Below are 26,539 nucleotides of genomic sequence, written 5' to 3' on the forward strand. Positions count from 1 at the left end.
GGTCAGCGGCGCACGTAGACGTCGAGGCGGCCCACGCGGATGCGGTCGTAGGGGCCGGGGTCGTCGACGAAGTCGCGGAACGGCGAGTCGGGCTGGCGGTCGGCGACCACGGGGTCGACGACCACCACGTCGGGCGGCGCCGCGCCGGCGGTGGGCGGGGAGGTGGTGACGGCGCGGCCCGGGAGCGCCTCCTCCACCAGGTGGGGGTAGCCCCACACCGCGACCCTCGCACCCGCGAGCTCGTCGGCGAGGCCCTCGGCCCGGAGGGCGGCGGGCAGGGCGGCGTAGTCCTCGGGTTGGAGCGTGGCGATCCGGGCGACGAGGCCGACGGCCGCGACGGCCAGCACGACGACGGCCACGGCGACGCCGGCTCGGGCCGGCCCGGCGCGGCGCCACCCGTCGGCCAGGCCGATGCCGGCCAGCAGCGCCAGGGGCGGGATCCACGCCACGTGGTAGTGGGGCAGCTTGAGGCCGGCCAGCGAGACGGCCGCGACCACCGGCACGAGGGCGGTGAGCGTGAAGGCGACGGCCCGCCGGCGGGCCCGCCAGCCCAGGGCCGCGCCGAGCGCGGCCAGGCCCCACAGGGCGGCCAGGGCGAACCACCCCAGGTACCGGGCCTGGAACCACCAGGGCGACCACCACGGCGGGTGCAGGTACGTCCGTCCGGCGACCAGCTGGGCGTGGCCGGCGGCGGCGTGGTCGAGCTGCCAGTCGACGGCGAAGCGGAGGGCGTGGAGCCCGTCGGTGCCGGCGACCAGCGCGACGGCCAGGAACGCGCCGGCGGCACAAAGGGCGGCGACGCCGACGGCGGCGATCCGGCGTCGGGTGCCCGCCGACGCGCCCGGTGACCACCACGCCGCCAGAGCGACGGCGGGCAGGGCGAGGCCGCCGGTGAGCTTGCACGCCGCGGCCAGGCCGAGGGCGACGCCCGCACCGACGCCCCAGCGGGCCCGGCCCGACTCGCTCCACCGCCAGGCCAGGTACAGCGCCAGGGTGCCGAACGCGAGCATCGGCGGCTCGAGCAGGCCGTACCGGTCGATCCGGCCGACGATCGTGCCCGGGGCGACCGGGAGGAGCCACCACAGGCCGGCCGCGGCGAGGCCCGCCCAGCGCCCGGCCATCCTGCTCCCCAGCCCCAGCAGCGCCAGGCCGACCACGAGCCCCGACAGGGCGGCGGGGAGGCGGGTGCCGACCTCGCCGTCGCCCGCGACCTGGAGCGAGACCCCGATGAGCAGCTTGGCGAGGAGCGGGTGCTCCCGGTTGGTGGAGAAGTCGCCGTCGACGTAGGCCCGCCCGGCGTCGCGGTACACCGGCTCGTCGACGCTCCACCCGGCGGTGCCCAGCCGGAACAGGAGCACGAACGAGGCCACGGCCAGCAGCGCGACCAGGGCGACGGCCTGGGCCCGCGTCCAGCGCTCGCGGGAAGGGGATCGGGTGCCCGTCGCCCCGGGGCCCGCGGCCAGGGCCGTCGTCACGCCGCCACCGGCGCCCGCCGCCGCCTGCGGTCGGCGAGGGAGGCCAGCCCGAGGAACAGCACCTCGAAGGCGAAGTCCCAGGCTCGCAGGGCCACCGCCACCGCGGCGGCGTCGCCCAGCGGGTACGTGCGGGCCAGCAGGGCGGTGATCACGCCCTCCCGCACCCCCAGGCCGGCCGGCGTGACCCCGATCATCCCGGCGACCACGCCGGCGTAGGCCGCACCGATGAGGAGGGGCACGTCGGACCACGACACCGGCACCAGGGCGGCGGCCAGGAACACGAACCGGGCGGCCCGGAAGAGGGTGTTGACGCCGAAGAGCCCGGCCGCCTCGTACACCTCCCGGGTGCGCACCTCGCCGGGGGCGAGCGACGGGAACCGGGGGAGGAGGCGCCCGAGGAGCCGGAGCAGCCAGGGCAGGAAGGCCAGCCCCAGCACGCCGGCCACCAGCACGAGCACCCGGAGCCAGGGCGGGCCGAGGGCCGCCGAGGCGAGGGCGAACACCAGCAGGGCCCAGCCGACCACCAGGGCCGTCTCGAGGGCGAAGGAGGCGGCGGCGAGGGAGCGGGGCACGCCCTCCCGGGCCGACAGCACCACCCGGGAGGCGGCCGCGGCGAGCCCGGTCGGGAAGTAGCGGGCGGCCTGGGAGACCCACCAGATGCGCAGCGCGGCCCGCCGCCCGAGCCGCACGCCGTAGCCGATGAGGAGGTGGCGCCAGGCCAGCGGCAGGACCACCGACGCGATCGCCGTGGCGATGGCGGCCGGCACCAGCCAGCCCGGCCGCCAGTGCAGCTCGACGTCGCGGAGCTGCCCCCAGTTCTGCACGGCCAGGCGGGCGAGGACGGCGATCAGGGCGGCGACGAACACCCACTGGCCGACGCGGATCCACCGCCGCCGCCGGGGCGGGCCACCTCCTGTCGAGCTGTCCGGGCGAGCCGCGGGCTCGTCGCTCACGGGTCGCTGTCGCCCGCGTGGAAGGCGGCCAGCAGCGCCGACGCGGCCGCCGAGGGCGTCGTGCGCCCCTTCGCCACCTCGGCCTCCAGGCGGTGCAGCCGCCCCCGCACGGCCGGGCTGGCGCGCAGCTCGTCGAGCAGCCGGTCGGTGAGCTCCGACCACAGCCACGTCGTGGCCTGGCGGCTCCGCAGGGCCGTCAGCTCGCCCGAGCCCGCCAGCGCGGCGCGGTGCTCGAGGGCGGCGTCCCACACCTGGGCGATCCCTCGGCGCTCGATCGCCGACACCACCTCGACCCGGGGCGTCCACGCCGGGGTGCGCGGGCGGATCAGGTGCAGGGCGGTGCGGTAGTCGGCGGCGGCGTGCCGGGCGGCGGCGGCCAGCTCGCCGTCGGCCTTGTTGACCACGACGAGGTCGGCGACCTCCATGATCCCCCGCTTGATCCCCTGCAGCTCGTCGCCGCCGGCCGGCGTCACGAGCAGCGCCATCAGGTCCACCAGGTCCGACACCGCGATCTCGCTCTGGCCGACGCCGACCGTCTCGACCACCACCACGTCGAACCCGGCCGCCTCGCACAGCAGCAGCGCCTCGCGGGTGCGGCGGGCGACGCCGCCCAGCGAACCCCGCGAGGGCGACGGCCGGATGAACGCCTCGGGCCGGTTGGCCAGCTCTCCCATGCGGGTCTTGTCGCCCAGGATCGATCCCCCGCTGCGGGTGCTCGACGGGTCGACGGCCAGCACCGCCACCCGGTGCCCGGCGTCCACCAGCTGGAGCCCGAAGGCCTCGATGAACGTCGACTTGCCGGCGCCCGGCGCGCCGGAGATGCCCATGCGGACGGCGCCACCGGTGCCGTCGAGCAGCCGGCCGAGCAGGTCGTCGGCGTGGGCCCGGTGGTCGGCTCGCGTCGACTCGACCAGCGTGATGGCCCGGGCGAGGGCCCGCCGGTCGCCGGCCCGCACCCGGTCGGCCAGGGCCTCGGTCGAGAGGGGAGCGGTCATGTGCCGAATCCCCAGGTCTGGCCCGGGGCCGCGTCAGGCCGCCGGCCGCTGGGCCTCGAGCAGGTCGAGGATCCGCCCGGCCGCGTCGGGGATGTTCGTCCCGGGCCCGAAGACCGCCGACACGCCGGCCGACTCGAGGAAGTCGTAGTCCGACGGCGGGATCACCCCGCCCACCACCACCAGCACGTCGCCGGCCCCGAGCCCCCGGAGCGCCCCGATGAGCTGCGGCACCAGCGTGCGGTGCCCGGCGGCCTGCGACGACACGCCCACCACGTGCACGTCGTTCTCGACCGCGTCGCGGGCCACCTCCTCGGGCGTCTGGAACAGGGGGCCGACGTCGACGTCGAAGCCCAGGTCGGCGAACGCCGTCGCGATCACCTTGGCCCCGCGGTCGTGACCGTCCTGGCCCATCTTGGCCACCAGCATCCGGGGCCGGCGCCCCTCGGCCGCCGCGAACTCGTCCACCCGCCCCCGGATGTCGGCGAACCCCTCGTCGCCGGCGTAGGCCGATCCGTACACACCGGAGATGGTACGGATCGTGGCCCGGTAGCGGCCGAACACGTCCTCCATCGCCGCCGAGATCTCGCCGACCGTCGCCCGCCGTCGGGTCGCCTCGATCGCCAGCTCGAGCAGGTTGCCGTCGCCGGCCGCGCCCGCCCGCACCGCGTCGAGGGCCGCGTGCACGGCCTCGTCGTCGCGCGACGCCTTCACCGAGGCGAGCCTGGCCAGCTGCTGCTCGCGCACCCTGGTGTTGTCGACGAAGAGCACGTCGACCGGCGGCTCGTCGTCCAGCCGGTACTTGTTCACGCCGACGATCACCTGCTCGCCCCGGTCGACGCCCGCCTGCCGCCGGGCCGACGCCTCCTCGATCCGCAGCTTCGGCATGCCCGACTCGACCGCCTTGGTCATGCCGCCGAGCTCCTCGACCTCCTGGATGAGCGCCCACGCCCGGTCGGCCAGGTCCTGGGTGAGCCGCTCCACGTAGTACGAGCCCGCCAGGGGGTCGACCACCTGGGTCACCCCGGTCTCCTCGGCCAGGATCAGCTGGGTGTTGCGTGCGATCCGGGCCGAGAAGTCGGTCGGCAGGCCGAGGGCCTCGTCGAAGGAGTTGGTGTGCAGGCTCTGCGTGCCGCCGAGCACAGCGGCCAGGGCCTCGTAGGCGGTCCGCACCACGTTGTTGTACGGGTCCTGCTCGGTGAGCGACACGCCCGACGTCTGGCAGTGGGTGCGCAGCATGAGCGACTGCGGGTTGGAGGGGGAGAACTGCGACATCACCCGGTGCCACAGCAGCCGGGCGGCCCGCAGCTTCGCGACCTCCATGAACAGGTTCATGCCGATGGCGAAGAAGAACGAGAGGCGGGGCGCGAAGCGGTCGACGTCGAGCCCCCGGGCCAGGGCCGTGCGCACGTACTCCAGGCCGTCGGCGATGGTGAAGGCCAGCTCCTGGTCGGCCGTGGCCCCCGCCTCCTGCATGTGGTAGCCGGAGATGGAGATCGAGTTGAACCGGGGCAGGTGGGCCGACGTGTACTCGATGATGTCGGCCACGATCCGCATCGACGGCGCGGGCGGGTAGATGTAGGTGTTGCGGACCATGAACTCCTTGAGGATGTCGTTCTGGATGGTGCCCGAGAGCCGGTCCAGGGCGGCGCCCTGCTCCTCGCCGGCCACCACGTAGGCCGCGAGCACCGGGATCACGGCGCCGTTCATGGTCATCGAGACCGACATCTTCTCCAGCGGGATCCCGTCGAAGAGCACCTTCATGTCCTCGATGGAGTCGATGGCCACGCCGGCCTTGCCCACGTCGCCGACCACCCGGGGGTGGTCCGAGTCGTAGCCCCGGTGGGTCGCCAGGTCGAACGCCACCGACAGGCCCATCTGCCCGGCGGCCAGGTTCCGCCGGTAGAAGGCGTTGGACTCCTCGGCGGTGGAGAACCCGGCGTACTGGCGGATCGTCCAGGGCCGGTGGGTGAACATCGTGGCCCGGACGCCCCGCACGAACGGCGCGAAGCCGGGCAGGGTGCCCACGGCCTCCACCCCGTCGAGGTCGGCCTCGGTGTACAGGGGCTTCACGGGGATGCCCTCGGGGGTGTCGCGGATCAACGTGTCGGGGTCGGCGCCCTTCAGGTCCTTGGAGGCCAGGGCCCGCCAGTCGTCGAGGGAAGGTCGGCTCGGTGCGTCGCTCACGCCCACAGCGTGCCGCGAATCGCCGGGTGACGGAAAACCATGTCTCCGGGAGGACCCGTGGGGTACCATTCGGGCTGTCGTCATCGGGCGACGAGCGGGGTTGTGGGGGCACCGCGGCAACGTAGGAGTGGCGCGTCATGGCAATGACGAGCATCGACGAGCGCCTGCTGGTCGAAGCCCACAAGAGCGGTGACGGCCGTGCGTTCGACGAGATCGTGCGCGAGTACCGGGCCGAGCTCCACGCCCACGCCATGCGCCGCCTGCAGGACCCCAAGGCCGCCGAGGACGCCGTGCAGGAGACCTTCCTCCGGGCGTACCGGGCGCTGCCCCGCTTCAACGGCCAGTACCACCTGCGGGCCTGGCTCTACCGCATCCTCACCAACGTCTGCTACGACGAGGGCAACCGCCGCACCCGCGACCGTGCCCTGGCCGAGCGGGCCGGCGCGGTGGCCGACCCGGCCGCCCCCGGCGCCGACGAGGTCATCGAGCTCGACCCGGCCCGGCGCCGCAAGGTGGCCGAGGCCCTGGCCTCCCTCCCCGACAGCTATCGCACCGCCCTCGAGCAGCGGTACGGCGAGGAGCGCTCGTACAGCGAGATCGCCCGGGCCCACGGCATCTCCGAGGAGAACGCCCGCGCCCGCGTCCACCGCGGCCAGGCCGCCCTCAAGCGGCTCCTGGGGGGTGCGGTCGCGGCCTTCGCCGGGTTCTTCCCGATCCTGCGCCGCAGCGAGAAGGCCGCCCTGGCCGATCCCGGCGGGGCCGTCGGCGCCGCCGACCCCTCGTTGGCGTCGGCCGCGGCCGCCAACCTGGCCAGCGTCGGCCCCACCGTCACCCGCCTGGCCGTCGAGGCCGCCCCGGTGTTCAGCACCAAGGCCGGTGTGGTCGCGGCCGCGGCCGGTGCCATCGCCACCGTCGCGGTCCCGGTGGCCGCCACCCAGGTCGCCGACCGGGCCGAGCCGGCCGCCGCGCCCGTCACGGCCACCAGCGAGCAGCTGCCACTGGGTGGCACCACGGCGCCCCTGACGGCCGCGCCCTCGGTCACCACCGTCGTCGTCGAGGGCACCGGGCCCACCGCCGGGGCACCGGCCGCCGCCGGCCCGGCCGCCAGCGCCGATCCGGCCGCACCGGCCGCCGCCGAGGTGGCCGCGCCGGAGCCGGGCAAGCCCACACCCACCACCGTGCCCGCCGAGCCCGCCGTCCCGGTCAAGGCGCCCGAGGCCGGCCCGGCCTCCGATCCCGCCACCCCGCCGGCGAGCCCCGCACCCGTGCCCACCGCCCCCACGCCCGGCCCCGGCTCGGTCTCGGCCTCCGCCCTCGGCACCGCCGATGCCGGCGCCCGGGTCGACCTCTCCGGTGCGGTCACCCTCACCGTGGGCGGCCGCACCCTCACCGGGTCGCTGTCGGGCAAGGTGAGCGTGGGCGATCCCTCCGCTCCCGCCACCGACGGCGAGCCGTCCCGCATCGACGCCACCCTCACCGTCACCCTCGACGACGGCTCCGTCGTCGAGGTTCGGGTCGCGGCCCGCACGGCCGTCGCCACGAACGCCGACGGCACCCGCGTGATCGACCTGTCGGGGGCGCCGGCCCGGGTCAGCGGCGGCGAGGCCATCGGCCTCCAGGCCGAGGGCACCGCATCGGGCACGATCACCCTGGGGCCGGGCGGCGGCACGTCGTCGGTGTCCCTGTCGATCGCCTAGCGGCCCTCGGTCCGCGCGCCCGTCGGCACCGTCGGTGGGCTAGAACACGACCCCATGCGTCGTCCTCCCCGATCGGCGCGGCTCGCGGCGTGCCTGGCGGTACTCGCCGCCGTGCTGCTGGCGGTGTCGCCGGCCTCACCGGCGCGGGCGGCCGGGCTGTTCGACCTCGACGACCCCTCGCCGTGGCCGTCGGCCCCCGGCGCCGACCCCGACCTGATCGCCACCGCCCAGGCGCTGCGGATCTCGGGGCCCGACCGCTACCAGACGAACCTGGCGTCGCTGCTCACCCTGCGGGGCCAGGGCCAGTTCCCGTTCGGCACCTCCGACCGCACGTCGGGCAACGCCGCTCGGCTGGCCGACGCCAGCGGATGGTGGGGCGCCCGGCGGTGCCCGTCGGCCGTCATCGTCGTGGCCGGCGACACCTTCGCCGACGCGCTGGCGGCCTCGGTGCTCTCCGACCCCACCGACCAGTCGACCGAGCCGCTGCTCGAGCGCACCGCCGCGGCCGACCCCCTCTTCGACCCGATCGGCGGCTTCGACCGCGTCGACACCGACGCCGCGCCCATCCTCATCACCACCTCGGGGCGCGCCGGGGCGAGCGGCCTCGACCTGGCCGGTCAGGTCGGCGCCCAGGACCTGTCGCGGGGCGGCTGCACGACGGCCCGCAGCGCGGTGGTCGTCGGGGGCATCGCGGCCGTGCCCGCCGGGGTCGAGGACGACCTCGTCACCCTCGGGTACACCCAGATCTTCCGGGTCGCCGGCGTCGACCGCTACGACACCGCCGGGCGCGTGGCCCGCAGCCTCGGCACCGCGCCGGTGCCGCCGGGCACCACCGGGTGCGCCGACCCCGACGCCACCGACGGCAGCCGCACGACCTTCTACGCCAACTCGGTGGTGGAGTACCGCGAGGCGCCGACGTCGTGCCGCCTGCTGTCGCGCACGGTGGTGCTCACCGACGGCCTGACCGGCGCCGACGCCCTGGCCGCCGGGTGGTGGACGAGCTACTGGCAGGTGCCGGTGCTGCTCACGGGCGCGGGCGGTGCCCTGCCCCTGGCCACCAGCGCCGCCCTCACCACCCTCGACATCGACACCCTGGTGGTGCTGGGCGGCACCAGCCGCATCCCCGAGTCCACCGTGCAGGGGGCGGCCTCGATCGCGGGCGCCGAGGTGATCCGCATCGCCGGCACCACGCGGGCCGACACCTCGGTGCAGATGGCGCGCCTGCTGGGAGGGTGGTGGCCGGCGGGGCCGGCTGCCTACGCCGGCAGCCTGGTGTGCCTGGCCGCCTCGTCGGGCGACGGGCCCACCGCCCAGGGCTGGCCCGACGCCCTGGGGGCCGGGCCGTGGTGCGCCACCCTGGCCGTGGGGGAGGGGGCCCCCGGCGCCCCTGATCGGGCCCTCGCCCCCACCAGCGGGGCCGCCCCCCGCACCACCGGCGGCGGCGTGCGCCCGGCCCACGACGCCGCGCCGATCCTCCTGGTCGAGGCCGGGGCCACCACCCTCCCCGCACCGGTGGCGACCCTCCTCGACGAGGCCTTCGCGCCGGGCGGCGACTGGTGCACCAGCGCCACCGCGTCACCCACCTGCGCGGTGCCCGGCTTCGCCGTCGCCTTCGGCGGTCAGGCGGTGATCACCCCGGACGTGCTGGCCGACGTCACCCGCCGGGTCGACGGCGCCCGCACGGCCGTCGGCGGCGACGAGCGCACCCCCACCCTCGGGTCCGGCTTCGTGACGTCGCTCGACCTGGCCCCCGTGTTCCGCTCCTACGGCGACACCGGGGAGCCGCGGGCCTGCGTGCTGCGGGGCGGGGCGGTCGGGGTGCGCTGGCTGTCGGTCACCGCCACGCCGGAGCGCACCGGCTTCCAAGCCCAGGGCGACCTGATGCTGAGCGGCGCCTACCGCACCGACGCCGACGGCGTCCTCCGCTCGCCGGGCACGTCGTCGCCGTCGTGCGTGCGGTTCGCGGGCGGCGCGTCGGGCCAGTCGTCGCTGTCGGGGGTGAGCCTGTCGGCCCGCATGGCCCCGTCGCCCACCTTGCTCCGCTACGCCACCGGCCAGCGCCTCACGCTGTCGGGGCCCGTCACCCAGGTCGGGCCCGACGCGGCCACCGGGCCGAGCAGCGACCTCGACGGCGACGCCCTCGGCACCAGCACGCTCACCTTCACCGACACCGCCCTCGGCGGGGTCGGCGTCACCATCCGGGGCGCCACCACGCCGCTCACCCGGGCGTCGATCACGCTGGCCCTCGCCCGTGGCGACGACGCTGCCGCCATCACCGCCCCCGACCGGGTCACCGGCACCGTCACGCTCTCCACGTCGCTCGGCGACATCGCCGGCGAGTTCGAGGGCGAGGCCATCCGCTCGGGTGCGGTGTGGCACATCCGGGGCGAGGTCCGCCTGGCCGCCGGCCCGGCGCTCACCGGTGGCGGCAACGGCGGGTTCAGCGCCGATCTCGACACGCGGGGTGCCGGGAGCCCGGTGGACGACGTGCTCACCTGGCGCCTCGACGCCGGCCTGCAGTAGCGCGGCCCGCCGCTGAAGTGCGGCGTCCCCCTGCCGACAGGAGGGGCGCATGGCACCTCAGCGGGTGGACGGGGGGCACGCGCGCCCGGCGGGCCGGCGGTGGTCGGCCCGCCGGGTCGCGGCCACGGTCGTGGCGCTGGCCCTGCTGATCGTGGCCGCCGACGGCACCCTGCTGCGGGGATGGGCCCGGCCCTCGGACGCACCACGCGCCGTTCCCCGGCGGGCCGCTCCGGCCGAGCCGTCCGGTCCGACGGCCGGCGCCGAGCTGGTGACCGCCCTGGTCGACGCGGCCGGCGAGGCGTTGGCTGCGCCCGACCCGCCGCCCGGCGCCAAACTGGCCGACGGCCCGGCGTGGGGCGGCGACTTCCCCGACCCGTCCATCGTCCGTGACGGCGCCACGTACTACGCCTACGCCACCACCGACCAGGTCAGGACCCTCCAGGTGATGGCGTCGAGCGACCTCGAGGGCGGCTGGACCCACCTGGGCTCGGCCGTGCCCTCGCTGCCCGGCTGGGCCCGGTGGGGGTGGAGCTGGGCGCCGTCGGTGGCTCGGACGCCGGCCGGGTGGGTGATGTACTACTCGGTCCGCGAGGCCGCCCGCGACCGGCAGTGCCTGTCGCGGGCCGTCGGGCCCTCGCCCGCGGGGCCGTTCGTCGACGACACCGCCGGCCCCATGCTGTGCGCCCCGGGCGGACACGTGATCGACCCGTCGCCCTACAGCGCGCCCGACGGCAGCCGGTGGCTGGTGTTCCGCTGGGAGCAGCCCGGCAACGCCGGCATCGCCGTCCAGCGCCTCGGCGACGACGGCCTGGCCCTGCTGGGCGAGCCCCGCATGCTGCTGGGGGCCGGCGCCCGGTGGGAGGCCGGCATGGTCGAGAACCCGGAGCTGGTCGACGTGGCCGGCCACCTCTACCTCTTCTACTCGGGCAACGACTGGCGCACCGGCGCCTACGCCACCGGGTACGCCACCTGCGAGACGCACCTGGGGCCGTGCACCCGCCGGACCGTCGACGCCCCGCTGCTGCGCACCGCGCCCCACGCGGTCGGCACCGGCGGGGCCGGCTTCGTGGTGGACCAGTGGGGCAACCTGCGCATGGCCTTCCACGCCTGGGACCCGGGCCGGGTGGGCTACGCCGCCGGCGGCCGTCGCACCCTGCACCTGGCCACCGTGCTGGTCGCCCAGGGCCGCCCGCTGGTGGCGCCGGAGGCCCGCTCGCTGGCCGTGCGGGCCGAGGGTGGCGGCTGGGTGCTCACCGCCGGCGGGGCCGTCGCCCCCTTCGGCGGCGCGCCCGACCTTGGCGGGGCCGACCTGCGCGGCGCGGTGGCGCGCGACCTGGTGCCGATGTCCGACGGGGCCGGCTACCTGGTGCTCGACGGCTGGGGCGGCCTGCACCGCTTCGGCTCGGCCGCCGGCCTGCCGGTCGACGGGGCGGCCTGGTGGCCGGGGTGGGACGTGGCCCGCGCCGCCGTGGTCCTGTCGGGGGGCGAGGGCGGCTGGGTGCTCGACGCCTTCGGGGGCCTGCACCCGTTCGGCCTCGCCCCCCGCTACCCGGGCAGCGCCTACTGGCCGGGCTGGGACGTCGCCCGCGACCTGGCCCTGCTGCCCGACGGCTCGGGCGGCTGGGTGCTCGACGGCTGGGGCGGCCTGCACCCCTGGGGTGGGGCCACCCGCCTCGACCCGGTGGCCTGGTGGCCGGGCTGGGACATCGCCCGCACGGTGCGCGTGGTGGTGCCGGGCACCACCACGGTGGCGGGGCGGGTGCTGGCCCGCACCGATGCATCGGCATCCACACTGCCGGCATCGACCGTGCCGGCCTCCACGGTGCCGACCACCACGCCGACGACGGTGGCGACCACGGTCCCGACGACGGTGGCGACGACGGTGGCGACCACCCTGCCCCCGGCGACGCAGCCGGTGCGGCCGGGCACGACGGTGGCGATCACGGTCCCGTCGACCATCCCGCCGTCGACCACGGCCCCGCCGCCCACCACCGGGTCGACCACGCCGGCCCCGTCGAGCGTGGCGGCGCCGACCACGGTGGCGCCCACCACCACGTCGAGCGCGCCGGCGGCGGCGGCGACGCCGACGAGCGTGCCGCCCAGCCCGTACGCGCCGCTGGCGGTGGTGGCCGTGCTCGACGGCTTCGGGGGCGTGCACCTGGGCGGCCCGGCCGACCAGGTGGTGCGACCCGCCGGGGGCGCCTGGCGGCCGGCCGACGTGAACGTGGCCCTGGCCTGGGCGCCCTCGGGCTGGTGGGTGCTGCGGGCCGACGGCCTCGTCCAGCCCGGCTGAGGTGGGTCGCTCAGGCCGCGGCCAGCCGGTCGAGGTAGGCGAGGGCGGCGGCCGAGAAGGCGGGGAGGCTCTTGTAGCGGGCCGTGTCCTCGGGCAGGTTGCGGATGGTGCCGGCCAGCCGGGCGGCCGCGCCGGGTTGTCCCTCCAGGCTGCGCAGGGGCCGCTGGTAGGTGCGGATGGTGAACAGCAGCGACCGGTGCCGGGGGAAGCGGCGCAGGGTCTGGCGCTCCACCCGCAGCCACAGCAGGTCGCCGGCGTTGGCCGGGGTGACGGCCTCGTTGCGCTCGGTGCGGCCGTGGCCGGTGGGCTGGAACAGCGCGCCGTCGTCGAGGAGGCTCCAGTTGAGGCGGGACACGCCCTTGCCCGGCTCCAGCTTGGCCAGCACCCGGTCGACCGGCGAGCCCAGCTGCTCGTCGTACGACGCCACCGGCCCGTGGATCGCACGGATCGGCAGCCCCATCTTCTCGGCGAGGCGCCAGCGGGACGGGAAGCACACCGAGGCGGCCACCAGCACCGGGGCCGAGTCGGCCGCCGGCGTGTGCAGGCACAGGTCCTCCTGCACGAGGCGCCCGGCCGCGTCGATGGGGTGCAGGGGCCGGCCCTCGCCGTCGACCTCGGGCACCTCGACGACCAGCTCGGGGAAGCGCCGCGCCAGGTGCTCGACCAGGGCATCGAGCACCTCCCGGGAGGCGGCCTCGCTGCCCGGCAGGGTGCCCACCACCTCGTCGTGGCGGGTGGCCAGCAGCTCGCGCTTCAGGGCCAGCTCCTCGTCGCGCTCGGGGCCGACCTGGATCCAGTCGTCGAGGTCGAGGGGCTTCAGGCCCATCCGGAGGCGGAAGGGCCGGTCGTCGAAGGGCAGGTCGTCGAACGTGAGCGGCCCCGCCCAGAACGCCATCGCTCGAGGGTACCGGCCGCCGGCCGATGGGCCGAACGGCCCGGTTACCGGGGTTTCCGCTCAAGCGTCGAGTAGTTTGACCGATGGGTGCGGCGGAGTACTTCTTGACCCGGAGGATCCGCGCTATGCGACCCATCACTTCACGACGACGCAAGGCCAAGGCCTTCCTGATGGCGTCGGCCGCGATCCTCGCAGGATTCACGGCCGTCGCGCCCGCCGCCAGCGCCTTTGGCGCCCAGGCCGATTGGGACGGCAGCACCAGCGGCGACTGGCAGGTCGACGCCAACTGGGCGGCCGACACGCAGCCGGCGAACAACGACCTGGCCGTGTTCCCGGCCAGCGCCGCGTCCGGCACCCGCACGGTCACGAACCACCCGACGCTCTCGCTCGCCGGCATCGCCTTCGATCAGCTGCCGGCAGGCACCAACACCGGCTACACGATCGAGCGGGTCGCCGGCCGGACCGTCACGCTGCTCGCCACGGACGCCTTTCCCGAGAACCTGTCCTTCATCGACTCGAACCTGCCGGCGACCAACACCATCAACGCCGACCTGGTGATGGCCGAGCCGGGGCCCGCCGACGAGACCATCCTCTCCGTCGACGCCCCGAGCAGGCTCGTCATCAACGGGCAGATCTCCGGCGCCGGCAAGATGCGCGTGATCGGCATCGACAACGGCGTGGTCGAGCTCACGGGCGCCAACGGCACCTACGGCGGCGTCATCGCCGTCGACACGTTCGGCTTCCTGCGGGTGACGAACTCGGCCGCCCTGGGCAACACGGCGTCCGGCACCGACACCAGCGGCACGCTCCAGCTGGTGGGCCCGCTGAGCGTGGCCGAGCCCCTGGTGCTCTCGAGCGGGACGCTGCAGTCGAGCCGCGTCGGCACCAACGCCACGTCCGCATCGCTGTCCGGCCCGGTGCAGCTGGAGGGGAGCAACTCCGTCAACGTCGACGAGGGCGTCGACCTCACCATCAACGGGCTGGTCTCGTTCGGCCCGCTGCCCATCGTGGGCGGCCTCACCAAGGGCGGCAACGGCACCCTGGTGCTCACCCAGCCCAACACCTACGACGGGCCGACCGCGGTGAACGCGGGCCGGCTGTTCGTGAACGGCGACCAGACGGGCAACACCGTCACCGTGGCCGGCGGCACGCTCGGCGGTATCGGCATCGTCGGCACCGTCACCGCCACCGGCGGCATGGTCGCACCCGGGCAGGTCACGCCGCTCACCGGCATCCTGCGGGCCACCGGCAACTACGACCAGCAGGTCGGCGCCACCTTCGAGGTCGACGTCAACGGCGCCACCCCCGGCACCGAGCACGACCAGCTGCGGGTGGACGGTGCGGTCAACCTGGCCGGCCCCCTCAAGGTCGTGGGCACGCCCGCCGCCGGCACCACCTTCGTGATCGTCAACAAGACGAGCGCCGGCGCCGTCACCGGCACCTTCCAGAACCTGGCCGAGGGCGCCACCCTCACCAGCACCACCGGCGCCGTGTTCAAGATCACCTACAAGGGCGGCGACGGCAACGACGTCGTGCTCAACCCGGTCGCCAGCTTCGTGCGGGTCGCCGGCGTCGACCGGATCGAGACGGCCGTGAAGATCTCGCAGGCCACCTTCCCGACCGGTGGCGCGGCGAGCAACGTGGTGCTGGCCCGGGCCGAGGAGTACCCCGACGCCCTCACCGGCACGCCGCTGGCGGTGCAGAAGAACGCCCCGCTGCTGCTCACCACCACCTCGGCGCTCGACCCCCGGGTCTCCGCCGAGATCACCCGGGTGCTGGGCGCCGGCAACACCGCCAAGACCGTCTACATCCTCGGTGGGGTCGCGGCGATCAGCCAGGCGACCGAGGACGCGGTGCGGGCCCTCGGGTTCCAGGTGGTGCGCCTGGCCGGCACCGACCGCTACGACACCGCCGTGAAGATCGCCCGGGACGGGCTGGCCAACCCCACCCGCATCCTCCTGGCGACCGGCACCAACTTCCCCGACGCCCTCGCGGCCGGTGCGGCTGCGGCCAACACCGACACGCCGGGCGGCCTGGGTGCGGTGCTGCTCACCAACGCCAGCGTGATGCCGACGGTGGTCAGCGGCTACCTGAACGGCCGCACGGGCGTCACCCGCTACGCCATCGGCGGGCCGGCCTCCAAGGCCGATCCCACCGCCACCCCGGTGGTCGGCGTCGACCGCTACGACACGTCGGTGAAGGTGGCCCTCACCTTCTTCTCGGGCCTCACCCCGCCGTTCCCCGGCCCCCGCTTCGTGGGCCTGGCCAGCGGGCTGGCGTTCCCCGACGGCCTGGCCGGCGGCGCCCACATCGCCCGCACCCCCCGGTTCGGCCCGCTCCTGCTGACCGACCCGACGGCCCTGCCCCAGGTGGTCAAGGACTACCTGGTGACCCGGTCCACCAACCTGGTCGGCGGGTTCGTGTACGGCGGCACCGCGGCGGTCAGCGACACCGTGCTCACCGAGGCCAACACCGCCATCAGGGGCGTGTGACCCGCACCTGACGGCACCGCCACCCGGCATCAGGGCCCGGGCCTCCCCACACGGGGGCCCGGGCCCCGCCGCGTCAGGGCCGCGGCCGCGACGTTCTGTGCACGGCAAGTGACGGAAACCGCACGTTGCGGTGCACAGAACGGCGGCGGAGGGGGCGGCGGTCGCCTGCCCCCCGTGGCCGTGTGCTTCGTGATCATCGGGGGAGGGCCGGCCGCCACCCGCGCCGCCCGCCGCGGTTCCGCGAGCTCGACAGCTCGCGCCCTGGTCTCCACCAAGGCGGCTTCGATGCCGGCGAGCTCGGGCCCGAAGCGCGGGGCCAATGTGCGAGCAGTCGTCGACGCCGGCGGCACCGCAACCGCCGCCAGGACTGCACCCGCACGATCGGCGCCAGCGCGGTCCAGATCAGCCAGGAAGTCACCACCAGCGAGCAGGCACTCGGCCGGCGACACGACGAGCCCGCCCGCACCCAGGCCATGGCCGCTCTGCTCGATCGGCCCGACGAACCCGTCTCCGCGCACCACCCTCAGGAGGGAGGCCCCGCCCGCACCATCTTTGCCAATGCCGCGGCGACGGGCCGGGGGCGGCGCTGCACGTCGACCGGCCCCACCTGGGTCACGGCGCCGGTCGGCTCGGCCAACGCCGTCTGCCAGTCGAACTGATCGCCCCGGCTGTACCCGCAGAGGCCGGGCACGGGCAGGTCGTCGCGCCGCATCGCGGCCAGGGCGGCGCTCAGGTGCTCGAGCCAGGAGACCCGCTGGGTCACCGGGAGCCGGCCGCGTCGGGCAGGGGATCCAGGCCCAGGTGCAGGTCCCGCACCAGCCACGAGAGCGCGCGGCGCCGGCGCATCTCGTCGAGCACACCGTCGCCGGGGTCGTCGCGCGCCACCGGCACGAACGCCGTGACCCAACCCGGCTCGGCGAACCCGCCGGCGTGGTCGGGCAGGCCGACGTGCAACAGGTCGACCACCGGCTCCAGGCCGGCGGCCTCGCAGGCACCCAGCGCCCGGCCCCACAGGGCCCAGTCGGGGAAGTCGCCTCCCGCAGCGCCAGGGTCGCCGTCGCTGATCGTCACGTCCGCACCATGTCCCCGCGAGCGGGCCGTGCGCGAGGCGTGGCGTGCCCCGGACGGCTCCCGGCCTGCCGCCAAGTGTTCGCCTCGGCAGCGCCGATTGGACACCTGCCCAGCAACTGCTCGCAACCAGCCGGGCGTACCGTCCGGCGGCGGTTCATTGGAGCAGCAGTCGCTGCGTTCCCGAGGAGGCCCCCACGTGGGCAGGAAAGCCATCCATCTGCGTCTCGTCGCCGTCGCGCTCAGCCTCGGGCTGCTCGCTGCAGCGTGCGGCGACGACGACGACGACAGCGCGTCGGCCACCACGACGACTGCGGCGTCGAGCACCGACCAGGGCTCCGGGAGTGGCTCCGGCGGCGACAGCGGTGGCGGCGGCACCGACGAGCCCGACTGCGGTGACGGCTCGCTGGAGCAGCTCGTCGAGGCGGCCCAGGAGGAGGGCAAGGTGAACCTGATCGCCCTGCCCGACTCGTGGGCGAACTACGAGGGCATCCTGGCGTCGTTCCGGGACACGTACGGCATCGAGGCCCCGGTGGCCAACCCGGATGCCTCGTCGGCCGATGAGCTCACGGCCATCCGCACCCTGCGGGGCCAGCCCGAGATGCCCGAGGCGGTCGACGTCGGGCCGTCGTTCACCCAGGAGCTCATGGACGACGGGCTCGTCGACGCGTACAAGCCCACGACGTGGGACGAGATCCCCGACGCGCTGAAGGATCCCGACGGCTACTGGGTGGGCTCGTACTACGGCGTCATGGCCATCGCCACCAACACCACGCTGGTCGACGAGGTGCCCACCACCTGGGAGGACCTGAAGGACCCGCAGTACCAGGGCATGGTGACCCTGAACGGCGATCCCCGCGAGGCCGGCGCGGCGTTCGCCGCCGTGATGGCGGCGTCGATCGCCAACGGCGGCTCGTTCGACGACATCATGCCCGGCATCGAGTACTTCTCGGAGCTGCGCCAGAGCGGCAACCTGCAGGTGGTCGACGTGACCCCGGCCGCGCTTCTGTCGGGCGAGGTGCCCATCGCCCTCGACTGGAGCTACAACTTCCCGGCGCTCATCCCCGATCTGGAGGAGGTGGGCTTCGAGCTCGAGGTGGTCGTGCCCGACGACGGGGTGTACGGCGGCTACTACGCCCAGGCCGTGGTGTCGGAGGCCAACCACCCCTGCGCGGCGCGGCTGTGGATCGAACACATCACGGGCGACGACGGGGCGCTCGGCTACCTCGAGGGTGGCGCCATCCCGGCCCGGTACGCCGCGCTGGTCGAGGCCGGCCTCGTGTCGGACGACCTCACCCAGAACCTGCCCGACACCGAGATCATCGAGGGGATCTCCTTCCCGACCCCGGAGCAGACCGAGGCCGCCAAGCAGGCCCTCACCGAGAACTGGGGCCCGATGGTCGCCGACCTGTAGAGCCATGACGCTCGCCGCCGACGCCGGTGTGGTCGACACCTCGGCCGACGCGCCGGCCGTTCGAAAGGCACCAGCCGCCCGTCGTCGCCCACGGACCGCGTGGGTGGCGGCGGCCGTGCTGGTGCCCTTCGGGCTCTACCTGGCGCTGTTCCTCCTGTGGCCCACGGCCATCGTGCTCACCCGGGCCTTCACGCCCGGTGGGGAGCTGTCGATGGCGGCCATGACCCGGGCCGTGAGCGGCACGTACCGCAGCTCGTTCCTGTTGAGCCTGCGCCTGTCGTTCCTGTCGTCGCTCATCGGCGGGGTCATCGGCGTGGCTGCCGCGCTCGCCCTGCGCGGGGTCTCCCGCCCGCGGTGGTTCCGCTCGAGCATCGACGGGTGGGCCGCCGTGGCGTCGCAGCTCGGTGGCATCCCCCTCGCGTTCGCGTTCATCGCCACGCTGGGATCGCAGGGCCTCGTCACGAGGGTCCTCGCCGAGCTGGGCTGGGACCTGCGAGCCAGCGGCTTCAACATCTCGGAGTTCTCCGGCTGGGTCGTCGTCTACCTGTACTTCCAGATCCCCCTGATGCTCCTCGTGATGATGCCCGCCGTGGAGGGGCTGAAGCGCACGTGGGAGGAGGCGGCCGAGTCGATCGGTGCCAGCCGCTTCCGCTACTGGCGGCACGTGGGCCTGCCGGTGCTCACGCCGTCGCTGCTGGCCGGCTTCGTGCTGCTGTTCGTGAACGCCTTCGCGGCGTACGCCACGGCCTACGCCCTGAGCAACGGCGCCGGCCAGCTCGTGCCGTTGCAGATCCGGTTCGTCCTGCAGGGCAACGTGATCAGCGGCGAGCAGGACCTGGGGTACGCGCTCGTGGCCTGGACAGTGCTGCTGCTCATCGCCGCTTTGGCCGCGATCTCGGTGCTGCAGCGCCGGGTGACGAGGTGGAGTCCCCGATGAGCATCCCCGGTCCCGCCGGCACGGCCACGGTCGCGGCCGAGACCGGCGGCGAGGTGACCAGCCCGCCTCCTGCGCCTGCGCCCGATCTGCGCCGTCAGCGGTCGCGTCGTGCCGGCGGTCGCCAGCGCCTCGGCCTGGGCCGGCTGGTCTTCCTGGCGCTGCTCGGCATCTACTTCTTCGTGCCGTTGCTGGCCATGGCCCGGTTCTCGCTGCAGCGGATCCCGGTGGTGTCGCTCACCGGGGGCAACCTGCTCGAGGGGTGGTCGCTGCAGTCGCTCGTCGACGTGATGACCGACCCGAAGACGATCGAGGTGGCCCAGCGCAGCCTGCTCCTCGCGGCGGGTGCGATCGTGCTCACCCTGGTGCTGCTGGTCCCGGTGGCCACGTACGTGGAGGTGATGGCGCCCAGGCTGCGGCCCGTGGTGCTCGTGATGACGCTCGCCCCGTGGGTGGTGCCGCCCATCGCCCTGGTGGTCGGCGTCGCCGGCACGTTCCGTACGGCGGCGCCGTGGTTCCTCGCCTCGGTCTACAGCCTGGTGCCCTTCTACGCGCTGTGGGCCCTGCCGTTCAGCTACCGGGCGATCGACGCCGGGTTGCGCGCGCTCGACGTGCGCACGCTCTACGAGGCCACGCAGAGCATCGGCGCACCGGGCCACGCCTTCTTCTTCAGGGTGGTGCTGCCCAACCTGTCGTCGTCCATCCTCGTCGTGGCCGCCCTCACCGGCGCCACGGTGCTCGGGGAGTTCGCCTTCGCATCCCTCCTGCTGAAGGAGACGCTGCCCACGTACCTCGTGGTGATCCAGGGCAGCAACCCTCGGGCCGGCCTGGCGCTCGCCCTCGTGGTGCTGGTGCTGACCGCGGCCATCATCGGCTTCGCCGTGAGCCTCCTGCGCCGGCGGGGCATCACGTTCACTGCGGCAGGGATCTGACGTGACCGACGTGGCAGGGATCTGACATGAGCGACGTGGTGTTCGACGGGATCTCCAAGCGCTTCGGGTCCACTCTGGCGCTCGACGCGCTGCACCTCACCGTGCACGCTGGTGAGCTGTTGTGCCTGCTCGGGCCGAGTGGATGCGGCAAGACCACCGCCCTGCGGATCCTGGCCGGCTTCGAGGTGCCCGACACCGGCGACGTGCGGGTGGGAGGACGGTCGGTGCTCGGTGTCGACGCCCGGCACCGGGGCTTCGGCATGGTCTTCCAGTCCTACAGCCTGTTCCCCAACATGACCGCGGCCCGCAACATCGGCTTCGCCCTGCAGATGAAGGGCGTGAAGGGCGCCAGGCAGAAGCAGCGCGTCGACGAGCTCCTGGCCATGACGGGCCTGTCGGTCCACGCCGACAAGTACCCGCACCAGCTCTCCGGTGGCCAGCAGCAGCGGGTGGCGCTGGCGCGCGCGCTGGCCACCGAGCCACCGGTGCTGCTGCTCGACGAGCCGCTGTCGGCGCTCGACGCAGCGGTGCGCGATCAGCTCCGCGGCGAGATCCGCCGGCTGCAGCGGGAGCTGGGCATCACCACGCTGTTCGTCACGCACGACCAGCACGAGGCCATGGCCATCGCCGACCGGATCGGGGTGATGAACGCCGGTGCGCTCGCCCAGGTGAGCCCACCGGCCGAGGTCTACTCCAACCCGGTCGACTCGTTCGTGTCGACGTTCCTCGGCACCTCCAACCTGCTCCCCGTGGTGCCCGGCGCGCACGGCGAGGCCACGGTGCTCGGCCGCCCGCTCGACAACGGCCACCGCGACGCGGCCCGGGTGCACGTGCGGCCCGAGCACATACGGATCGTGCGGCTCGGCGACGACGAGGGTGACGACGAGGGCGACGCCCACCACGGGCACCCGGCGGTCGTCACGGCCCTGTCGTTCCGGGGGCCGCTCACGCGTGCGGACTGCGTGATAGGCGACCTGAAGGTGGCGGTCGACCTGCCGTCGCGCGAGGCGTCGGGTCTCGTCGAGGGCGACGAGGTGCGCCTCGTGCTCGACGGACCGGTCACGCCGTCCACGGTGTGATGGCCGCGGGGATCCGGTGACCACGCTGGCCACCCACCTGGAGGGCATCGGCTCGGGCGGCGTGGGCCCGGGCGGGTGGCTCGATCTGGCCGGGTGCGGTGGGTCGCCCCACGCCGGGGTGTCGCCGTCACCGCACGAGGTGATCGCCGTGCTGGCGCACCTGTCCGACCTGCACGTGTGCGACGCCGAGTCGCCGGCGCGCCAGGAGTACCTCGACCACCACGCCCACCAAGGCGCGCCCTTCCAGCGGATGCTCGGCGACGTGGGCACGTACCGGCCCCAGGAGATCTTCACGGTGCCCGTGGCCGTGGCCATGGTGGAGGCGGTGAACCGCCTGCGGGTCGGCCCCGTCACCGGCGAGCCGATCGATGCCACGGTGCTCACCGGCGACCTGGTCGACAACGCGCAGGCCAACGAGCTCGACTGGTACCTGGCCGTGGTGGGCGGGGGCGTGGTGCGCCCCGCGAGCGGCGACCCCGATCACAGCGGGTGGGTGGGCGCGCCGGACGCCCCGTGGAGCGAGCACTACTGGCACCCGGAGGGCCACCGCAGCGGAGCCCTGGACCGGTGGGTGGCGGTCCACGGGTTCCCCACCGCGGACGGCGTCGTGCACCACGCGCGGGCCGAGGTGCGGTCGCCCGGTCTGCAGACGCCGGCATTCGGCGTGCACGGCAACCACGACGCGCTGCTGCAGGGCACGGTCGCCCCCGACGACTCCCTGCGGGCCCTGGCCGTGGGGCCGGTGCGCTACACCGACCTCGCCCCCGGGCAGTCGCCGTTGGTGGTGCTGGAGGCTGTGCCGCGCACGGGTCCGGCCCGCTACACCTACACCCCTGCGTCGCCGGCGTGCTCCGTGGCGCCCGACCGTCGGCGACGGCTGCTGGCACCGGGCGAGGTCGCCGCCCGGGGAGCGCTGCACGCCGGCCCGGACCACGAGCCCGGCCCGGGCAACGCCTACACCGCTCCGCTCACCGCCGCAGTGCGGCTCGTGGCGCTGGACACGGTGAACCCCCACGGGGGCTGGGAGGGCTCGATCGACCGGAGCCAGCTCGAGTGGCTGCGCGCCGTGCTCGCCCGTTGCGCCGAGCAGTACCTCGTCGTGGCGTCGCACCACCCATCGTGGTGCCTCGTGAACGGCTGGCGACCCCCTGGGGCGGACGACCGGGTCCTGGCCGACGAGGTGGTTGGCGTGCTCACCGCCGAACCGAGGGTGCTCGTGTGGCTGGCGGGGCACGTCCACCACCACGCCGTGGTGCAGCACGATCGACCGGGGGGAGGGGTGCTGGTGGAGATCACGTCGGCGTCGCTGATCGACTGGCCCCAGCAGGCCCGGGTGCTCGAGCTCGTGCGCGAGCGCGGCGGCACGGTGGCGCTGGTGAGCACGGCCGTGGACCACGCTGCGCCGCCCCGCCCGGCCGCAGCGGAGCCGGGTGACCCGCTGCACCTGGCCGCGCTGTCGCGCGTGCTGGCCCGCAACGCCCCGCTCGTGCGCGACTCGATAACCCGAGCCGAGACCGGCGGGCGCCCCACGTGGTGCCTCCCCCACAACGTGGTGCTCCGCGTGGCCGATCCGGCAGTGTGACCGACCCCTGACCGGTCGCGGGCGGCTCCCACTAGCCTGCCCCCGTGGCCGTGCGGTTCGTGATCATCGGGGGAGGGCCGGCCGGCAACACGGCCGCCACCCACGCCGCCCGCCTGGGCGCCGAGGTCACCCTCGTCGAGCGCGACGTCGTCGGCGGGGCCGCCCACCTGTGGGACTGCATCCCGTCGAAGGCGATGATCGCCACCGGCGGCGCCCGCCTGGCCCTCGAGCGATCCGTCCGCATGGGGCTCACGCCGGTCGACGCCCGCCTCGACCTCGAGGCCCTGCGCGAGCGCATCGTCGCCATCGAGAACCACCTGCAGCGCAACGTGGTCGGCCTGCTGGCCAGCCAGGGGGTGCGCCTCCTCCAGGGGTTCGGCCGCCTGCAGGGCCCCCACGAGGTGGTGGTGCAGACCGCCAACGGCGTCGAGGAGATCGAGGCCGACGCCGTGCTGGTGTGCACCGGCAGCCGCCCGCGTCTGCCGGCGTGGGCGCCCGTCGACGGCCGCCGGGTGCTGTCGACCCGCCAGGCCTACCCGCCGCCCGAGATCCCCGAGCACCTCGTGGTGATCGGGTCGGGCGTCACCGGCGTGGAGTTCGTGCACATGTTCTCCTCGTTCGGGTCCGCGGTGACCCTGATCGTCAGCCGCCAGCAGGTGCTGCCGAGCAAGGACCCCGAGGTGGCCGCCGCCCTCGAGGAGGACTTCCTCCGCCGGGGGGTGAAGCTGCTCAAGGGCGCCCGGGCCGAGGCGCTCGAGGTGGACGCCGACGGGGTCACCGTGGTGTGCGACGACGGGCGCCGACCCCGCGGTTCCCACGCCCTGCTGGCCATCGGCTCGATCCCCAACTCGGAGGGGCTCGGCCTCGACGCCGCCGGCGTGCACGTCGACGCCGGGGGGTACGTGCCGGTCAACCACCACTGCGTCACCAACGTGCCCCACATCTACGCGGCCGGCGACCTGTCGGGCCGGCTGCCGCTGTCGTCGGTGGCGTCGATGCAGGGCCGCAAGGTGGCCGAGCACGTCATGGGCCTGCACACCCGCGAGCACCGCCACCTCGACTACGACAAGGCGGCCTCGGCCATCTTCACCGAGCCCGAGATCGCCGACGTGGGCCTGGCCGAGGCCGACGCCTTCGCCGAGGGCCGCAAGATCCGCGTGACCAAGGTGCCGTTCTCGGCGTCGGCCAAGGCGCTGATCGAGGGCGACCCGCGGGGGTTCGTGAAGATCCTGTCCGACCCGGCCACCGGCGTGGTGCTGGGCGGTTCGATCGTGGGCCGCCACGCGGCCGAGCTGATCTCGGTGATCGCCCTGGCCGTCACCGCCGGTCTGAAGGTCACCGACATCGTCGAATCGCTCCTCGTCCACCCGGCCCTGGCCGAGGCGCTGGCCGACGCAGCCGAGTGAGCGACGACCCCTCAATCGTCCCGCACGGGCGGGAGTCGTTCCCGGCCTCGGGGCCGAACTCGCTGGCCAGCCCGTGGAGGCGGATCGCCGGGCGCCTCATCGACAGCCTCATCCTGGCGGTGGTGGTGGTGCCGTTCGCCGTCCCGTTCGTCGACACCACCGACCCGTCGTTCACGTTCCCCACGTGGTTCGTGGTGCTGCTCATCGGGGTGAGCGGGGTCTACGAGGTCGCGTTCTTCGCCCTGCGGGGCCAGACGCTGGCGATGATGATGCTGAAGGTGAGGGCGGCCCGCTTCGACGACGGGCACCGCCCCACGTGGGGCCAGTCGGCCATCCGCTGGCTGCTCCCCAGCGCCATCGCCGCGGTGCCGGTGGCGTTCGTCAGCATCCTGTCGCTGCTCGTCTACGCCCGGATGTTCTGGGACCCGCTGCGCCAGGGCTGGCAGGACAAGGCGGCCGGCATGGTCATCGTGCGCACCGCCTGACCCGCCGGCCGTCAGCCCGCCGTGGTCGTCGGGGGGGCGGCCGTGGTGGTGGTGGTGGTGGTCTCGGTGCCGGGCGGGTCGGTGCGGGGTCCGGCGTCACCCGTCGGGTTCCACGTGCCGTAGCGGGCGTCGACCTGCACGTCGGCGCCGGTGAGGGCGCCGTCGACGAACTCGCCGAAGGCCTGCTCGGACGAGGCCAGGATCGTGGGCAGGAGCTCGTCGCCGAGGTCGTCGAGGGAGCGGGTCTTGTGCTCGTCGACGACGATCAGGTGGTAGCCGAACTGGCTCTGCACCGGGCCGACCACCTCGCCGGGGGTGGCGGCGAAGGCGGCGTCCTCGAACTCGGGCACGAGCCGGCCCCGGCCCACGCAGCCGAGGTCGCCGCCCTGCTCGGCCGAGCCGGTGTCGATCGAGCGGGCCGCCGCCACCTCGGCGAAGTCGGCGCCGTTCTGCAGCTCCAGCAGCGCGGCCTGGGCCTCGCCCTCGCTCTCCACGAGGATGTGGCGCGCGCAGACCTCGTCGAACTGGTCGGGGTTCGCCTCGTACCAGGCCTGCAGGCTGGCGTCGTCGACGGCGTCGAGGTCGACGAACGAGAGCTGCAGCGCCAGGGCCGTCGCTCCCCAGTCGACCAGCTGCTGCTGGTAGCTCTCGGGGAAGGCGTCGAACACGTCCTGGCCGCCGACGCCCGTGATCACGTCGTCCCGGGAGGCCGCCACCACGCTGTCGCTGGGCTCGATGCCCTGGGCCTCGACCTCCGCCGCGACCAGCGCGAGCAGGATCTGGCGGTCGAGGACCTGGGTGACGAAGGCCGGGTCGAGCTCGCCCTGGTCGTCGGTGACGGTGATGCCGGAGCTCTCCAGGCTCTGGACGTAGGCGTCGTTGCCGACGATGGCGTCGAGCTCGTCCTGCAGCTGGGCCGCGCTGATCTCGGTGCCGTTGACCGTGGCCGCGGTGCCCTCGGCCGCCTGGCCCGAGGTGGTGGGGCTGGAGCCGCCGTCGTCATCGCCCCCGCAGGCCACGAGGGTGACGGCGAGCAGGGCGGCGACGGCCAGGGCGAGCAGGCGGATGCGGCGGGTGGGGGGCATCCGACCAGGCTGGCACAGGCGCCCGGCCCGGTCAGGTCGCCCGGCCGTGGGCGGCGAGGAACGCCCATGCCGCCTCGGTGGCGTCGAGGGCCTGGGTGGGCTCTCCCTGCAGGGGTGACAGCCGGCGGTCCGGGTCGCTGCCCGGCCAGGGGTGGTCGGCCCCGGCGATCACCGTGAGCTGGGTGGCGGTGCCGCCCGCGCAGGGTGCCCAGGTGGTGGTCGTGAGGGCGCCGGCGGCGGCCGGCGGGCCCGGGGCGGGGCAGCCCTGGGCCGCGGTCCAGCGGCGGAGGGTCTCGGCCATCGAGGTGAAGTCGATGCCGGCGACCGACCGCTCGCCCCGGCCGCCGCCGATCGGGTGGTTGCGGTCGGCGTCGCCGTGCAGCACCAGGGCCGACACCCCGCGGGGCTCCACGCCCGGGGCGGGGGTGCAGGCCGCGACCTCCATCGATCCGGCCACCGGGACGATGGCGGCCACCAGGTCGGGCCGTTCACAGGCCGTGCGGAAGCTCAGGATCGCCCCGTTGGAGTGGCCCACCAGGAACACGCGACCGGGATCCACCGGCAGGCGCGCGGTGAGGTCGTCGACGAGGCCGGCCACGAAGCCCACGTCGTCCACCTGGTCGCGCACGGCCGGGCCGCAGCAGCGTCCCCCGTTCCACGTGCGGATGGGCCGGGGGTAGGCGGCCGAGGTGAGGGCCAGGCCGTCGGGGTAGGCGACGACGAAGCCCTCGCGGTCGGCGACGGCGTCGAAGCCGCTGGTCTGCTCCAGCTGGGCGCCCGAGCCGAACCCGCCGTGCAGGGCGACCACCAGGGCGGTGGGGCCGGTGGTGCCGTCGGCCACCTGCGGGGGGACGTGCAGCACGTACGTGCGCCCGACGCCGTCGTGCACCAGCGTCCCCGTGCTGTTGCCCGCGGCCACCGCCGGGCGGGGCGTCGTGGCGGTGGTGGTCGTGGCGGTGGTGGTCGTGGTCTCGTCGCAGGCGGTGCCGGCCAGCACGGCCAGGGCGACGAGCGCAGGGACGAGGATCCGCACGCCCCGAGTCTGCC

At 75.0% G+C, this 26,539-nt stretch carries 20 protein-coding genes; 11 read left to right on the forward strand and 9 right to left on the reverse strand.

Annotation, left to right across the window (positions count from 1 at the left end; genetic code table 11):
- Window positions 1–2: 2 nt before the first annotated feature.
- From IPM45_14870 to scpA, 4 genes are read right to left on the reverse strand one after another with little or no spacing between them, the layout of a single operon-like run.
- Window positions 3–1,475 carry a glycosyltransferase family 39 protein gene (locus IPM45_14870; protein ID MBK9180820.1) on the reverse strand — a complete coding sequence of 491 codons (1,473 nt, stop codon included), beginning with the start codon at window positions 1,473–1,475 and terminating at the stop codon, window positions 3–5.
- A complete protein-coding gene (locus IPM45_14875; protein ID MBK9180821.1) occupies window positions 1,472–2,428 on the reverse strand; it encodes a flippase-like domain-containing protein in 957 nt (318 codons plus the stop codon). The genes IPM45_14870 and IPM45_14875 overlap by 4 nt, the downstream gene beginning before the upstream one ends.
- Entirely contained in the window at window positions 2,425–3,423 is a 999-nt protein-coding gene (meaB, locus tag IPM45_14880; GenBank protein MBK9180822.1) for a methylmalonyl Co-A mutase-associated GTPase MeaB, read from the reverse strand. The genes IPM45_14875 and meaB overlap by 4 nt, the downstream gene beginning before the upstream one ends.
- A 33-nt stretch (window positions 3,424–3,456) precedes the next feature.
- Complete coding sequence (gene scpA, locus IPM45_14885; GenBank protein ID MBK9180823.1) at window positions 3,457–5,676, reverse strand: methylmalonyl-CoA mutase; 2,220 nt, start codon at window positions 5,674–5,676, stop codon at window positions 3,457–3,459.
- Window positions 5,677–5,744: 68 nt separating this feature from the next.
- Here scpA and IPM45_14890 point away from each other — a divergent pair, with 68 nt between their 5' ends.
- Genes IPM45_14890 through IPM45_14900 form a run of 3 tightly spaced genes read left to right on the forward strand, consistent with a single transcriptional unit; the run spans window position 5,745 to window position 12,120 of the window.
- Window positions 5,745–7,304, forward strand: coding sequence for a sigma-70 family RNA polymerase sigma factor (locus tag IPM45_14890; protein ID MBK9180824.1), 1,560 nt, complete (start codon window positions 5,745–5,747; stop codon window positions 7,302–7,304).
- A gap of 54 nt (window positions 7,305–7,358) precedes the next feature.
- Window positions 7,359–9,827, forward strand: coding sequence for a cell wall-binding repeat-containing protein (locus IPM45_14895; GenBank protein MBK9180825.1), 2,469 nt, complete (start codon window positions 7,359–7,361; stop codon window positions 9,825–9,827).
- A gap of 49 nt (window positions 9,828–9,876) precedes the next feature.
- Window positions 9,877–12,120 (forward strand): family 43 glycosylhydrolase, encoded by a 2,244-nt coding sequence (locus IPM45_14900; GenBank protein ID MBK9180826.1) that lies wholly within the window; start codon window positions 9,877–9,879, stop codon window positions 12,118–12,120.
- Between the two features lie 10 nt (window positions 12,121–12,130).
- Here IPM45_14900 and IPM45_14905 read toward each other — a convergent pair whose 3' ends face one another.
- On the reverse strand, window positions 12,131–12,946 hold the full coding sequence (locus IPM45_14905; protein MBK9180827.1) for a DUF3445 domain-containing protein: 816 nt from the start codon (window positions 12,944–12,946) through the stop codon (window positions 12,131–12,133).
- 194 nt (window positions 12,947–13,140) lie between these two features.
- On the opposite strand from IPM45_14905, the gene IPM45_14910 reads away from it, so the two are divergent.
- A complete protein-coding gene (locus tag IPM45_14910) occupies window positions 13,141–15,507 on the forward strand; it encodes a cell wall-binding repeat-containing protein (GenBank protein ID MBK9180828.1) in 2,367 nt (788 codons plus the stop codon).
- Between the two features lie 523 nt (window positions 15,508–16,030).
- Here the strand turns inward: IPM45_14910 and IPM45_14915 are convergent.
- Together IPM45_14915 and IPM45_14920 are read right to left on the reverse strand one after the other, a co-directional pair.
- The gene (locus IPM45_14915) at window positions 16,031–16,270 is read right to left on the reverse strand and encodes a hypothetical protein (protein ID MBK9180829.1); all 240 of its coding nucleotides are present in this window, start codon (window positions 16,268–16,270) and stop codon (window positions 16,031–16,033) included.
- On the reverse strand, window positions 16,267–16,578 hold the full coding sequence (locus IPM45_14920; GenBank protein MBK9180830.1) for a hypothetical protein: 312 nt from the start codon (window positions 16,576–16,578) through the stop codon (window positions 16,267–16,269). The genes IPM45_14915 and IPM45_14920 overlap by 4 nt, the downstream gene beginning before the upstream one ends.
- Window positions 16,579–16,774: 196 nt before the next feature.
- Between IPM45_14920 and IPM45_14925 the strand changes: the two genes are divergently transcribed.
- From IPM45_14925 to IPM45_14955, 7 genes are read left to right on the forward strand one after another with little or no spacing between them, the layout of a single operon-like run.
- Window positions 16,775–17,989 (forward strand): extracellular solute-binding protein, encoded by a 1,215-nt coding sequence (locus IPM45_14925; GenBank protein MBK9180831.1) that lies wholly within the window; start codon window positions 16,775–16,777, stop codon window positions 17,987–17,989.
- 4 nt (window positions 17,990–17,993) lie between these two features.
- On the forward strand, window positions 17,994–18,926 hold the full coding sequence (locus tag IPM45_14930; protein ID MBK9180832.1) for an ABC transporter permease subunit: 933 nt from the start codon (window positions 17,994–17,996) through the stop codon (window positions 18,924–18,926).
- Window positions 18,923–19,855 carry a spermidine/putrescine ABC transporter permease gene (locus IPM45_14935; GenBank protein ID MBK9180833.1) on the forward strand — a complete coding sequence of 311 codons (933 nt, stop codon included), beginning with the start codon at window positions 18,923–18,925 and terminating at the stop codon, window positions 19,853–19,855. The genes IPM45_14930 and IPM45_14935 overlap by 4 nt, the downstream gene beginning before the upstream one ends.
- A gap of 26 nt (window positions 19,856–19,881) precedes the next feature.
- Entirely contained in the window at window positions 19,882–20,934 is a 1,053-nt protein-coding gene (locus IPM45_14940; GenBank protein MBK9180834.1) for an ABC transporter ATP-binding protein, read from the forward strand.
- A 16-nt stretch (window positions 20,935–20,950) separates the two neighbouring features.
- Window positions 20,951–22,516, forward strand: a complete 1,566-nt coding sequence (locus tag IPM45_14945) for a metallophosphoesterase (GenBank protein MBK9180835.1) — start codon at window positions 20,951–20,953, stop codon at window positions 22,514–22,516.
- 44 nt (window positions 22,517–22,560) lie between these two features.
- A complete protein-coding gene (locus tag IPM45_14950; GenBank protein ID MBK9180836.1) occupies window positions 22,561–23,922 on the forward strand; it encodes an FAD-dependent oxidoreductase in 1,362 nt (453 codons plus the stop codon).
- The gene (locus IPM45_14955) at window positions 23,919–24,407 is read left to right on the forward strand and encodes an RDD family protein (protein MBK9180837.1); all 489 of its coding nucleotides are present in this window, start codon (window positions 23,919–23,921) and stop codon (window positions 24,405–24,407) included. The genes IPM45_14950 and IPM45_14955 overlap by 4 nt, the downstream gene beginning before the upstream one ends.
- Before the next feature lie 11 nt (window positions 24,408–24,418).
- On the opposite strand, the gene IPM45_14960 is transcribed toward IPM45_14955, so the two are convergent.
- Window positions 24,419–25,492 (reverse strand): peptidylprolyl isomerase, encoded by a 1,074-nt coding sequence (locus tag IPM45_14960; protein MBK9180838.1) that lies wholly within the window; start codon window positions 25,490–25,492, stop codon window positions 24,419–24,421.
- 31 nt (window positions 25,493–25,523) lie between these two features.
- The gene (locus IPM45_14965; GenBank protein MBK9180839.1) at window positions 25,524–26,525 is read right to left on the reverse strand and encodes a hypothetical protein; all 1,002 of its coding nucleotides are present in this window, start codon (window positions 26,523–26,525) and stop codon (window positions 25,524–25,526) included.
- Window positions 26,526–26,539: the final 14 nt, after the last annotated feature.

Source organism: Acidimicrobiales bacterium (genome assembly GCA_016716005.1).
GTDB lineage: Bacteria > Actinomycetota > Acidimicrobiia > Acidimicrobiales > JADJXE01 > JADJXE01.

What these genes read in the sequence shown, in the direction of transcription:
- meaB (MBK9180822.1), bottom strand. Translation starts at nt 3,423, where the DNA reads ATGACCGCTCCCCTCTCGACCGAGGCCCTGGCCGACCGGGTGCGGGCC.
- scpA (MBK9180823.1), bottom strand. Translation starts at nt 5,676, where the DNA reads ATGGTACCCCACGGGTCCTCCCGGAGACATGGTTTTCCGTCACCCGGC.
- IPM45_14890 (MBK9180824.1), top strand. Translation starts at nt 5,745, where the DNA reads ATGGCAATGACGAGCATCGACGAGCGCCTGCTGGTCGAAGCCCACAAG.
- IPM45_14895 (MBK9180825.1), top strand. Translation starts at nt 7,359, where the DNA reads ATGCGTCGTCCTCCCCGATCGGCGCGGCTCGCGGCGTGCCTGGCGGTA.
- IPM45_14900 (MBK9180826.1), top strand. Translation starts at nt 9,877, where the DNA reads ATGGCACCTCAGCGGGTGGACGGGGGGCACGCGCGCCCGGCGGGCCGG.
- IPM45_14905 (MBK9180827.1), bottom strand. Translation starts at nt 12,946, where the DNA reads ATGGGCCTGAAGCCCCTCGACCTCGACGACTGGATCCAGGTCGGCCCC.
- IPM45_14910 (MBK9180828.1), top strand. Translation starts at nt 13,141, where the DNA reads ATGCGACCCATCACTTCACGACGACGCAAGGCCAAGGCCTTCCTGATG.
- IPM45_14930 (MBK9180832.1), top strand. Translation starts at nt 17,994, where the DNA reads ATGACGCTCGCCGCCGACGCCGGTGTGGTCGACACCTCGGCCGACGCG.
- IPM45_14935 (MBK9180833.1), top strand. Translation starts at nt 18,923, where the DNA reads ATGAGCATCCCCGGTCCCGCCGGCACGGCCACGGTCGCGGCCGAGACC.
- IPM45_14940 (MBK9180834.1), top strand. Translation starts at nt 19,882, where the DNA reads ATGAGCGACGTGGTGTTCGACGGGATCTCCAAGCGCTTCGGGTCCACT.
- IPM45_14960 (MBK9180838.1), bottom strand. Translation starts at nt 25,492, where the DNA reads ATGCCCCCCACCCGCCGCATCCGCCTGCTCGCCCTGGCCGTCGCCGCC.